The organism is Pedobacter humicola, from assembly GCF_056490705.1.
Map to the genome: position 1 here is coordinate 354,674 of NZ_JBWJIG010000002.1, position 12,345 is coordinate 367,018.

Consider the following 12,345-nt stretch of genomic DNA (forward strand, 5'->3'; position numbering starts at 1 on the left):
ATATTCTTTTTCTGTTGAGTCAATTTGATTACTGTGCCTAATATTTTGGTGCGATCCAGATCGTAAAGCAAAAATGGGCTTTTAATGTTTAGCAAATGTAAACAAATGTTAACTTAAATGTTAACTATTGCTAAACATTTGTTTAGCAATACTACATGTAGTATCTTTGACGAAAGAGTTTAAAATTAATTATCTTACTTTAAAAAAAACAGAATGTACCCTGAAATTAAAATGGTCGTATTCGACATGGCTGGTACCACGGTAAACGAGAACAACCTCGTATACAAAACGTTAATGAATGCTATAAATGCTGCTGGTTTCTCATACAATCTCGATCAGGTGCTGGCTGTAGCAGCCGGAAAAGAAAAAAGAGAAGCCATCAGGTCTGTTCTAAAAACATATGAAGGTACTTTCGACGAAACCACCGTTGGCGAGATTTATAATGAATTTATCGGTAAATTAAAACTGGCCTACGAAACGGAAGAAATTTTACCACAGCCTGGTGCAACTGAACTTTTTAGAAAACTCCGCGAAAAGCAAATCATTTCGGTGCTGAATACTGGTTACGACCGCTCTACAGCACAATCTATTCTTGATCGGTTAGGTTGGAAAGCAGGTGTTGACTTTGATACACTGATTACCGCATCAGATGTTAACCAAAACAGACCTGAACCAGATATGATTTTGCTGGCCATGAAACAGCATGGAATTACAGACAGCAAATCGGTAGTAAAAGTTGGCGATTCGAGCATTGACATTGAAGAAGGCCAGAATGCAGGCTGTGGTCTTAGCATTGGTATTACTACTGGTGCACATACCAAACAACAGCTGGAAGAAGCAAAACCAGATGCAGTAATTAATCAATTATTGGAGATCTTCACCATCATCACCGGAGCCACTGCAACTGCATAATCGCGACTTACACATTTATATGAATATGCTGGCGAATAAAGCCAGCATATTTCTTGTTGGGCTCCCATACCCACCTATTCTTTCACTTTTTCTTTGCAGCGCTGACGATTTTTCTTTTCCCGATAACCGGTACAATTTCTTTGTCAGGCAGTAACCCGCTTTCGTCGATGTAATTCAATGCTTTGGGAGACAGACCAACCCAACTGCTTTTTTTACCGTCGATGTGTATAATGCCTAAAACAGGATCGATGTTTAGGGTAGTAAATAAGGCATCCTGATAAGGGCATGTACTCGATATCCATGGATGGCTTTGGTGTACTGCTTCCGGATAACTATTATGTTTATATTTACCACCAACCCAAAAGTACGAGGCCGAATTGATGTGAACATAATTGATGTTTTTGATCTGTAACTGGCAATCGATATGGGTGTGACCATTTATCGCCAATAAAACCTTATCAGCTGCCGAGCTCAGTATTTCCTGTATTTCGTCAGCATTATCAACGGCAAGGGCACCGGCAAGTGGCTGGTGACTTACTACAATAATGGGTTTGTCGATCTCTTTCAATTGTTGTTGTAACCAGTTTTTTTGTTCATCGTTAATATAGGCCGGATAACCTCCCTTGTGTTTTGGCGACCCTTTGTCATTTCCGTCTAATACAATAAAACATATACCATTTACTTCTTTGGTATAAAACCTGGCAGGCATTTTCCAGTAACTGATGCACTCCGCTTTGGTATGTCCCGAATCGGTATCGTGGTTACCGATCACATGTAACGTTTCCTTGTGTGCATCATTAAAAAGATTAATTAGTTCCTTATTTTTTTCATTTGGATAGGCAAAGTCGCCCATTTGCATTATCGCATCGGGATTAACCTTTTTGCAGTGATCTAAAAAAACCTCCAAACGTTCGCGCCCATTGTGTATCACATCCTGATGCAGATCCGTAATCACACCTACCTTGATTGGTTTTGCTTTTGGCGGGAACATGGCAAGCGCTGTGTCCGGAATTTGTAGCACAATACCTGTGGCAAGCATAACACCGATAAACTCTCTTCTATTTAGGTTTTTCATTATTTGCTAATGGTATTTTTGAATAAGCCGATCAATGAACAGTTCGTGATGGTTGATGTCGGCCAGATTTATTTCGAAGCGTGATAAATTACCCGGCAGGGAAGATCCCTGCCAGGTACATGCATGATGAAGCTTAAGGTGCTACTGAAATTAAAATTTTCCAATCCCGGTCTGTTCCGTCAGCCGAATGGAGCCTGTAAGTAAATTCTCCTTTCGAAAAATCGGCAATTATACCCGCAGCTGGTGCGCCGTTAACGGGTTCTATTGATTTTGCAAAATGAGAAAATCGGATACCTATTTTGGTTAAATCCGTTCCTTTGGCAGCGACGATCCTTACGGTAGCCTGGCCTTTATCAACCACATTTGAAGGAGTAGCTATGCTCACATTCTGATAACCGGTTACGGGTTCGTTATAACCCAACTGATTTTTTACTTCTTCATATTTAAACAATACGGCAGCAGTAATATTGGCATTATCGCCCCACTGGGTATCATCGAGTTCTACCCTTGGTTTCATGCAACTGGAAAATACAAGCAGCAGAATCAGTGCCATGCAATTTGATATTTTTATGTGTTTCATTATTTTTCGCTTAAAGGTTAAAAGATTAATTCCATCCCGGGTTTTGGCTGAGTGTTGCATTGTTTGCCTGATAAAGTTTAATCTGCTGCAATGGTATAGCGCTTAAATAATCCCTTGTTGGATTAATATAAAGTCCTCTGCCCCCAGCCCTGAAATCGGCAACTTTAAACAATGGATTTATCCTTCCGTTAGAAAAACTGGCCACGTTGGTATTGGGTACCAGGTTAAATTCATTGAGCACATAACCATCCTTTCTAATCTGGCTATATAAAGTTGGGTCGGAGCCTTTATCCAATGCAACCTGACTGGCAGAACGGTTAAAATAATTAAGAAATTCCTGCAACATTGCACCCTGTGGCTGATAGCCGTTAATTACTTTTTCATACACACCCCATCTCTTGAGGTCGTCCAGGCGGAAACCCTCTAAAGCAAATTCTACGGTTCGCTCTCTTCTTATTTCATTTACGATAGGTGTGGCAGCAAGATCAAAACCAAGATCTTCTCTATAGGTTCCTGCAGCAATTGTGCCCATGTTTAAAGGTACCATGCCCACCCGGTTTCTAATTACATTTACTGTTTTATCGATATCAGCCTGCGTAATTGTGCCTAAAATAGCCTTAGCCTCGGCCAGCGACAGTAAATCTTCTTCATAACGCATCAATACATCATCGGTTTCCCCTTTTGTTGCTTCCTGGGCTAAAACGGCGCCTTTAAAATTCCGGTAGCCTGTAGAAGTAAAACCTATATCAGTATAAGGTGCCTGAGAAGCAATAACCGGATACCTGAAAGGATTTCCATCACCACCACGTCCAGCCAATTGATTCAGCGGACCTCTATCTGGTGTCCATACGGTTTGTCTAAACCTCGGATCTAAATTGGTACTTAACTGATTCAGTGTATTTGGATACACGGCCGGAAACACTTGTGGTGTACCATCGTTGTTTAAATAAATATCAACCAAATGGTCGGTTATAGACGGACCTGAATCCAGAATTTTGAAAAAGAAATTATGGCTTAATGCAAGTAAGGTTGCATCGTATACTTTATAGAGAAATACGCCATCGATATTCGAAGCATTTTTTTGAGCAAATAGCTGATTGTAAGCAGTGGTTTTGTCGCCAGCTGCCGTAAATATTCTGGTACCTTGTCTGTTGATCAGTTGGGAAACTGTGGGCTCAACCATTTCCAAAAATTCGACACCATTTTTCCCAGGCATGGCATAAGGACTTGCTTTTTTACTGTGGTAATATTCCCAGGTACCTTCGTATAAGGCAACCCTTGCTTTTAAGGTTAGGGCTGCTTCTTTATTAATTCTACCCGCAATAGCACCTTGCCCGTCACTTTTCCAGTTCAGTTTTGAAATGGCCAGATCAAGATCGGCAATGATCTGTTTGGCCACATCGTATCTCGAAGCTCTTGGTACAAATAGTTTATCCAGGTCGCTATCGGTTAGTGGTTGTGTAATAATGGGTACCCCGCCAAAATTCTTTAACAATGCAAAATAGTCCCACGCCCTAAAGAAATAACCTTCACCGATATAATGAGTGGCAGCATCTGTTTTTTCAGCATTGAGGCCCGCATAATAAAGAAAATAATTATCTGACCTGATATTGGTATAACCTCCTGACCAGCTGCTATTGGTATCACCGGCAACGGAAGCCACATCCCATCTGTACAAACTACTGGTTGCTGTTGTTTGTACAATCATCATGTCGGTATTGGCATCCAGCGCCAAATTACTATTACCCCCAGAGGTAGTAGCTGTGCCCCCCAAAGTATTGTACTGGGGAGCCAAACGGCCATAAAATCCATTTACAAAGATTTGCAGATCGGATGCTGTTTTGAAAAAATTGGCTGAATTAACTGAGTCTAACGGACTCTTATCCAAAAAGTTTTTCTTACAGGCAATAAGATTCATCGCCACAAAAAGTGCGAATATTATCCTGCCTGGTTTATTGTAAGCTTTCATATCGTTTATATATAAAATGATAGGTTATAAGTTTAAATTCAATCCAATAGAATAATAGCGCAATGGAGGATATCCGTTTGCATTATTGCTTAATAACTCAGGATCATATTTTACAACTGATTTTGAATAAATAAAGCCTAAATTCTCCCCGCTGAGGTAAATATTGGCCTTTTTAATTTTAACCTTACGCAACCAGTTCTGAGGTAAATCGTATCCTACCGTAATGTTCCTGATCCGCAGGTTTGCAAGGTTTAAAGAATATTTATTGGTTGCCAATCCACTGCCTGTATTAAATGCAGGGAAAAAGGCATTGGTATTGTCTGGACTCCAGTAACCCAAACTTGTACTTTCTTTGTATGCAGAAGTATAAAAATAGGCAAGATCGCTACCCGCATGTGTACCCCATACCAAATCGGTTGTATTGTATACTTTCCATTGCATTACTCCATCCAATACCGCAGAAAAGGAAATGTTGTTCCATGAGATGGTAGGGATAATGGAATAACTCTTACGTGGATAATTAAAACCGTCTTTAATCACATCTCCACGGCTATACCAGAAACCACCATTGCCCGAATTGATATAACCATCTCCATTCACATCGTTGTATAAAATGTAACCCGGATAATTATAAGTACCGTTTAATGTTCCTGTCCTCAGATCGGCGGTATTTTGGGCAATCCCTCTTGCATCATAGACAAAATTCTGACCAAATTGCTCACCCGGTGTCCAAACGCCACTTGTTACGCCTGTTTTATTTTGAGCATACTTGGTCACATAACCAATGTAATCGCTCATATTAAACTTTAATGAATAGTTCAATGGTTTGTTCGCTACTTTAAACTGATCGGTCCAGCCAACCGAAAGCTCCCATCCGCGGGTTTCAGAAACAGAATTATTCAGGTTTGGTGCCGAGGTACCCAATACCTGAGGAAGCGGGTTTGGCGGCCCGATCTGATCAATTACCGTACGCTGGTACCATTCGTAGGTTACATTTAACCTTCTGTTCAATGCTGAAACATCCAAACCGAAGTTTAATACCGTCGGTTTTGCCCAGGTAAGTGTCGAACTTACAAGCCCCGGTGCTGTTGCCACATTCGAATAGGTACCACCCAGCAATGTATTTTTGTTAACCGAAAAACCAAGTGTTGGTAAATAGGTATAATAATTATCTGCGCCTACTGAAGTAAGATCTCCTGAGGTTGACCAGGAAACCCGAGGTTTAAAATCAGAGATAAAATCCTTTAGCGGCCAGAAGTTTTCTTTTGCGGCGTTCCAGGCACCTGATACTGAAGGGAAGAAACTCCATCGCGACTCAGGCGAGAAGCGTGAACTCGCGTCTCTCCTACCGGCAAACTTGATCATGTACCTTTCCAGATAATCGTAAGTAATTACGCCATAAAAACCCAGCGTGCTCCAGGAATACATGCTATCATTGGCCTGCTGGTTATTTGCCGCCCCATTTAAAGCCTCAATTACCTCGGGGGCAAACAGATCGGTACGGCTGCCCGTTAAAGATTTATAATCATTTTGTTCGGATTGAAAACCAAACTGCGCAAACAGGTTATGTTTCCCGTTAAACGAGCGGTTATATTGGGCACTGATTTTTGCCACCCCAAATTCCTGTGTTCCGGTTGTTTTTGAAATACTGCTCACATTGGCCGAGCGGTTATTCTGGATTTTGGTACCATCAGGAAGCTCGGTATAAGCAATTTTGGTTACCGTGGTGTTATCGGTATAACTTTGTCTTCTGGAGTAATCGGCATTTATTTCAAAATATTTAAAAGGCCTTAAAGTTGCGCCACCACTCAATACCATTTCATTCCGGCCATTGGTAATCAGTCCGCCTTCTCCTAATATGCCCGCAGCCCCTAATATCCAGGAATAAGCATTGCCTGAGGGAACCCTTAAAGGCGTAGCAAAGTATTGCATCATGTTGGCGAAGATGCCAGGATAATTGGCTACCGTACCTCCTGCACCCGAAAAGTTTGGCCCCTGATTTCCAAATCTTACATAGTTAACATCAGTTCTGAGATCTAGCCAATCTGAAGCTTTATAATTTAATTTGGTTTGAAAATTATACCGTTTATTATAGTTTAAATCACCCTTCAACAAACCTTTGGTATTGTTATAGCCAAAACTCGAAAAATAACGTAATTTATCGGTACCTCCGCTAAAATTAAGATTGTGCTGCTGGCTGATATCGTTTCTATTAAAGTACGAATCGTACAGGTTGGTCGTCGCAAACGACTGTTCACGCGTCCAGCCTTTATAAGCTGCATTACCACTTGGAAACTGCCCGTTTTCGATATAGGCTTGCGCCTTATCGCCAAACTGGGTCCTTAATGCGTCAAACGACGGGTCGTTCCAGTCTTTTCTCAGCCAGGCTTCCATTCTGGCTATGGTAACTGCATCAACACCATCGGTACCTGTTCCGTTTGGTTGTCCGTTTTTTTGAGCAATATTGATATAACGTGCCCATTCTGGCGAATTGGGCTGTGTTGGAGCCAATACCATTTCACCTATTTTGGTATTCATCGAATACGTTATTGATGCTTTACCTTCTTTACCGCTTTTGGTGGTAATCAATAATACGCCATAAGGTGCCCTCGAACCATAAATGGCTGTGGCTGCCCCATCTTTTAGCAATGAAATACTTTCCACATCATTTGGGTTTACATCCTGAAGCGGCCGTTCTATACCATCAACAAGGATAAGGGGCGCAGCACTCGCATTAATAGAGGTAAAACCACGGATATTGATTGAAGCGTTAGACTCGGGTGCACCACTGCTCATCCGGATGTTTAATCCTGGCGCAAGCCCGATCAATCCATCTGTGATATTCCTAATTGGCCTGTTGGCTAGCTTTTCACCGTTAATAGTTTCAACGGCATCGGTTAAACTGCTTTTTTTCACTTTACCGTAAGCAGTAACAACCACATCGTTCAGGTTTTCCTGCGAAACAGCAAGTACAACCTTACCATTCTTAACATCCTTTGCCAATACTTCTTTACTCTGGTAACCAATAAATGAGATCACCAGACTGGCCATATTGTCTTTTACATTAATGGTAAACTCTCCGTTCCCATTGGTCTGGATTACATTGCTAGTCCCTTTTTCGGTTACACTTGCACCTGGAATGGGCATGCCCTGCTCATCAACCACTTTACCGCTTATCTTTTCGGCATTGAACTGAAATGGATTAAAAAAATTAAATTTTATCTCTTTCCCTTTAATCATCACGGTTTTGTCCGTAATCTGATATTCTAAGGCCTGGTCTTTAAAACAGATTTTCAATACTTCCTCAAGCGTGGCATCCTTCACATTAATGGTAACCGGTTTAGCTAATTTCAATGCCCTCTTGTTGTAAAAAAAATCATAATTGCCTTGATTGCGGATTTCGTTAATAATCTGCGATAAAGGCGAATTAACCTTATCTAGCGTTATCTTTTGTGCAAACGAGGTCGCACTAACCTGCATTATGGTCATAATTAAGAAAAATGTCGTAATCTTCATCACCAGCAGAAATTTGTAAAAGGCACGGCGGTGCTCACCATACCGATTATGTAAGTTTAAATTCATAAATTTGAGTGTTGGGTTTAGGTTTAATTCTTCGTTAAATTTATTCCGACCTGTCGGAAGGGTAAACTCAACATCCGGTCAGAGGTGCTCGAACACCTTTGACCATTTTTGAGTTTACCGTAGTTATTACGGCTATTTGGTCACGATGATCCTCCTTCCTTCGATTTTAAAGTTTACATCACCATCAAACGCTATGATTTTCAATAAGGAAGATATATTTTTCGAACGCGAAACTTTGCCCGCGTAAACAATGTTTGGATCTGGCTTAAACTGATAAACCACTTCAACATCGTACCATCTGGCTACCTTGGTCATAATGGCTTCAAGGTTCTCATCAAATTTAAAATAGCCGTTTTTCCATGCCACCACATCCTCAACATCCACATGATCAGTTACTGTAATTTTCCCTGAACCTACCTGTGCCTGCTCGCCGGGAATCAATAGTTTTGTCGTGCTGCCATCCGAAACCTTTACTGACCCTTCTAACAATGTAGTTTTGATCTGTTCCTGGTCGGTATAACCCATAATATTGAAATGTGTACCCAACACTTCAACAGTTTGTTTACCACAGTGCACTTTAAATGGCATTTTGGCATTGTGTGCTACTTCAAAATAAGCCTCACCAGTTATTTCTACATTTCTTTCGTTGCCTGTAAAATGTATTGGGTAAGTAATGCGCGATAATGCATTTAGCCATACTTTCGAATGATCGGGAAGCACAACCTGCCACTGCCCGCCCACTGGCACTTCGATGGTATTAAATTCGGGTTTGGTACCTGTATTTTGTGTGTTTGCAATGGTCTCGTAAATCAACTGCCCTTTGGCTGTTTTAGAAACCTTAATACCATTCTGACAGGCAATTTCGCCATTGTTTAAATCTTCCAGGCTGATTTTTTTGCCGTTAGCCAGTATTAAAATCGCTTTATTATTTCCCGGAGCAATGTCCTTAAGCTTAACCTGCTCAGTTTTCTTTAATTTTTGATCATTCAAACTCAAGTAAAGTGTTGTACCAATGGCCAATAATACGGCCGCTGCAAGCGCAAATGCTTTTAATCTTTTAAAGGGATAAAGTTTAGTAACTGGAACAGCTTCCTGTTCTATACGTTCATTAATCTGAAGCAACATTTTCTGTTGGGCCTCCTGCCTTTCATCTGTCGACAGGCGATCGGTATAGCCTTCATTCGACGCCTGATTTTCATACCAAAGTTCAATTTCCCTGATCTCGGCCGCTGTGGCCTGTCCGTTATGAAACCTGGTCATTAGCTCAAGCAGATGTTTATCGAACGCATTTTCATTCTTGCTCATATAAGGTATTCGAAGCAAAAGCGAAAAGGTTCTATTGTAATCTGAAATTACTTTCAAATAAAACACAACATACTGATTGACAGAAATATAATTTTATCAATAAAATTATATTGACAAAAAAAGCAGGCAGGCGATAGTCAGAAAAGTTTTGCTTCCTTTAAACTCTTCCCTCAGGAAAAGCATGGCTTTATGGAGGTGTTTTTTTACCGTACTGACCGAAATTGCTGCCCGTGCGGCAATTTCCTGATGGGATAATTCTTCGAACCGGAACATGATAAATACTTCGCGGCATTTTTCGGGCAGTTTTCTACAAGCCGAGATGATACTCCTTTTGAATTCTTTAATTTCAAGCTGATCATCAGGTGTGGCAGGCGATAGATTGGTTTCTGCTATCAGGTTATCAATATGCCTGTAATGCAATTGCTGTAAACGGTAGGCATCAATTACTTTAAACCTGAGTGCGGTTTTGAGATAGGCCTCCAGGGTAGATTTTGGATCAATTTCACTTCGGCGGGAATAAAGATTTACAAACAATTCCTGAACAACCTCTTCGGCATCTTCTCTCGAACGCAAACGCTGATAAGCGGCATTGATCAAGATTTCCCAATAGCGGCTGTAAATTTCGGCAAATGCATTTTTACAACCCATCCGCAAGTGGACAATCAAATCATGATCAGAAAGTTTATCGTGATTTTTCATTAGGGATTAAAATCTATCGATCAGGAATTGAGGATTATTATAATTTATTTTGTTTAGCAAAACTAAACTATGTTTATTAAAATCAAAATAATTCTTTGTTAAATTTTAGTTATCATCCAACATAAATTTCCGTCTGACCCGTCAATAAAAAAACAATAATCAGCAGAGTAAACATTGCAATTTTTAGCAGGTATTTTATGGCCATCCGTTTTTTCAATCGAGCGGTATGACCATGCTTTGAAGCCAACCAACTGTTGGAAGAAAAATTAAATATGGCCCACTAGCTAGATCTCATTCCGGCAATAAAATAAATGTTGTTCCCTAAATATTATTTTACCCCATTCAGCCAAGCATTATTGCAAATGCCCATAAACTATAACAGAACAAAGATTGGGTAGGCACTATCGATCTTACGCCCCGAATAGTAGGCGACAGTTACCAGATTTGTTGGGAATTACTGTGTAAATATGTACCATTAATTAATTAATTTATTAATTAAAGGGCCGTCTTCATCCGATATCTTTTTTAGCAATAAAGATATCATTGAGACGGCCCCAAATACTTTCACCAAAAGATTAATATAATCCCAGTTCGGCAATAGCGGCATTTTGCGTACCATCCCACGAGGTATTGGCCACAATTTTAAAGTATTTAAAGGTTAGCGCCGATCCAAATGCGAAATATTGTTTACCATCAGTTTTAACGGTCGAAAAGTTGCCCCTTGAGGTATAGCTGATGCCATCCGTACTGGTGAGGATTTCAAAATCTTTGATTGCCCGGTTTGATCCCGAACGGTGCTGTAGGGCAATACCATTGGCAGTCTTATTGCTTCCAAGATTTACGCTGATAAAATGAGGATAGCTTCCTGTTGGCGATGATGACCATCTGCTATGCCAAAAGGTAGTCGGGTTATCGTCAAGGATATTCGTTGCATAGCCATTCTCTCCCGTTTCCTGTGTACTGAAACCATCGATTGTCCAACCAGTCTTGCTAAGTTCGGGGCGATAACCGAAATTGATTACAGGAATACCACCCTGGAAAGTGTAGTAGTAGATATGCTGGGTAATGGTTCCATTGGTATGGATAAACTTCACTTTAAGTTCATAAGGTATACCATTAGATTTTTCCCATAGCTCGGAAACAGGCATTACCACATTAAAACTATCCGTTCCTATTTTAGGGCTTACCCAGGTTACGGCATTATAGTCTTTATTGGTTCCCGTACCTTCGTTGTTTACGTTTGGATCGTTGTAATATAACACTTTAGCTACAGTTCCGGTTGAGGTAAATTTTCCTGAGCAGAGAATGGCATTCTGGCTTGCCGAGTAACTGGCATAAATCCGTGGAATAGTTGTGGTAACACTACCATAGTAAGTTATGTTGTCGTTGTTAAAGACTTCGTTATTATTAAATATCGCAGCATCAGCTGCAGCAATAAACGTTGGCGTTTTACCCAGGGTATAGTTACCGCCTCCCATCAAGGCTGTACCCAGGCTTGTTTTTTGAGATACAGATTCTTTATCGTGGGCGGCATTAAAGGCGTGCCCCATTTCGTGGGCCAAACCACCAAGCCATTTTGTAAACGGATCAGTAGCAATATTGGCAATATTCAGCCCCGAATAATCCATGGCAAAACAATATTTGCCTGTGCCATAAAATGGATTACTGTTATCAGGGTCGGTACCACCACTAAAAGTAGGCATCATAATCAATACATGCTGACTCTGCTTTAAACCAGGATTGGCCGCATAAAAATTATTGACTTCAGTAACACCCAGACCACCATCAAAATTTGTTTTCGACTGTGTACTTCTGATTACACTAATCTGGACCAGTTGCGTTGCCGGATCCTTTATCAGTCCAAAGGTTTTTGAGCCATAACCATTTCGGTTCATTTCCTGCGAATAGAAATTCTGTACCCAGGTAAGTACACCATCAATTCTCGATCTGAAATTGTAAAGTGTATCCATATCATTCGGAATCAGATAGGCAACAGTCAGATTACGTGTATGAGAAATTACAGGGTTTGTCACCGTCATTTGCTCACCCGGTTTATTCAGGCTAACATTTTCGTCAACAGGAATTTCTGCTTTTTTACAGGAAGACACAAATAAGACCGCCGACGAGGCGAAGATCATAAGGAGTTGTTTTGTTTTCATTTTTATTTGAGGTTTTTAGGTTGTAGGCTCAAAATGCTTAACTCAGCCACATGCAGTGCTCCTC

General features: G+C 40.6%; 8 protein-coding genes. 1 reads left to right on the plus strand and 7 read right to left on the minus strand.

Annotation, left to right across the window (positions count from 1 at the left end; translation table 11 throughout):
* Nucleotides 1-213 precede the first annotated feature (213 nt).
* Nucleotides 214-912: a phosphonatase-like hydrolase gene (locus AC04Q1_RS05065; protein ID WP_478362431.1), complete on the plus strand. Its 699-nt coding sequence runs from the start codon at nt 214-216 to the stop codon at nt 910-912.
* A gap of 82 nt (nt 913-994) precedes the next feature.
* Here the strand turns inward: AC04Q1_RS05065 and AC04Q1_RS05070 are convergent, their stop codons facing one another.
* From AC04Q1_RS05070 to AC04Q1_RS05100, 7 genes are all read right to left on the minus strand, one after another.
* Nucleotides 995-1,987 carry a metallophosphoesterase family protein gene (locus AC04Q1_RS05070; RefSeq protein ID WP_478362432.1) on the minus strand — a complete coding sequence of 331 codons (993 nt, stop codon included), beginning with the start codon at nt 1,985-1,987 and terminating at the stop codon, nt 995-997.
* Nucleotides 1,988-2,120: 133 nt separating this feature from the next.
* The gene (locus AC04Q1_RS05075) at nt 2,121-2,540 is read right to left on the minus strand and encodes a DUF5018-related domain-containing protein (protein ID WP_478362434.1); all 420 of its coding nucleotides are present in this window, start codon (nt 2,538-2,540) and stop codon (nt 2,121-2,123) included.
* Nucleotides 2,541-2,592: 52 nt separating this feature from the next.
* Nucleotides 2,593-4,536, minus strand: a complete 1,944-nt coding sequence (locus tag AC04Q1_RS05080; protein ID WP_478362435.1) for a RagB/SusD family nutrient uptake outer membrane protein — start codon at nt 4,534-4,536, stop codon at nt 2,593-2,595.
* A 24-nt stretch (nt 4,537-4,560) separates the two neighbouring features.
* Nucleotides 4,561-8,118 carry a SusC/RagA family TonB-linked outer membrane protein gene (locus tag AC04Q1_RS05085; RefSeq protein WP_478362436.1) on the minus strand — a complete coding sequence of 1,186 codons (3,558 nt, stop codon included), beginning with the start codon at nt 8,116-8,118 and terminating at the stop codon, nt 4,561-4,563.
* 132 nt (nt 8,119-8,250) lie between these two features.
* Entirely contained in the window at nt 8,251-9,423 is a 1,173-nt protein-coding gene (locus AC04Q1_RS05090; protein ID WP_478362438.1) for a FecR family protein, read from the minus strand.
* A gap of 105 nt (nt 9,424-9,528) precedes the next feature.
* Nucleotides 9,529-10,122, minus strand: a complete 594-nt coding sequence (locus tag AC04Q1_RS05095; RefSeq protein ID WP_478362440.1) for an RNA polymerase sigma factor — start codon at nt 10,120-10,122, stop codon at nt 9,529-9,531.
* Between the two features lie 575 nt (nt 10,123-10,697).
* Nucleotides 10,698-12,281 carry a discoidin domain-containing protein gene (locus tag AC04Q1_RS05100; RefSeq protein WP_478362442.1) on the minus strand — a complete coding sequence of 528 codons (1,584 nt, stop codon included), beginning with the start codon at nt 12,279-12,281 and terminating at the stop codon, nt 10,698-10,700.
* Between the last annotated feature and the right edge of the window lie 64 nt (nt 12,282-12,345).

Excerpts from the sequence above, each read along its gene's own strand:
- AC04Q1_RS05065 (WP_478362431.1), top strand. The coding sequence starts at position 214 with ATGTACCCTGAAATTAAAATGGTCGTATTCGACATGGCTGGTACCACG.
- AC04Q1_RS05070 (WP_478362432.1), bottom strand. The coding sequence starts at position 1,987 with ATGAAAAACCTAAATAGAAGAGAGTTTATCGGTGTTATGCTTGCCACA.
- AC04Q1_RS05075 (WP_478362434.1), bottom strand. The coding sequence starts at position 2,540 with ATGGCACTGATTCTGCTGCTTGTATTTTCCAGTTGCATGAAACCAAGG.
- AC04Q1_RS05080 (WP_478362435.1), bottom strand. The coding sequence starts at position 4,536 with ATGAAAGCTTACAATAAACCAGGCAGGATAATATTCGCACTTTTTGTG.
- AC04Q1_RS05085 (WP_478362436.1), bottom strand. The coding sequence starts at position 8,118 with ATGAATTTAAACTTACATAATCGGTATGGTGAGCACCGCCGTGCCTTT.
- AC04Q1_RS05090 (WP_478362438.1), bottom strand. The coding sequence starts at position 9,423 with ATGAGCAAGAATGAAAATGCGTTCGATAAACATCTGCTTGAGCTAATG.
- AC04Q1_RS05095 (WP_478362440.1), bottom strand. The coding sequence starts at position 10,122 with ATGAAAAATCACGATAAACTTTCTGATCATGATTTGATTGTCCACTTG.
- AC04Q1_RS05100 (WP_478362442.1), bottom strand. The coding sequence starts at position 12,281 with ATGAAAACAAAACAACTCCTTATGATCTTCGCCTCGTCGGCGGTCTTA.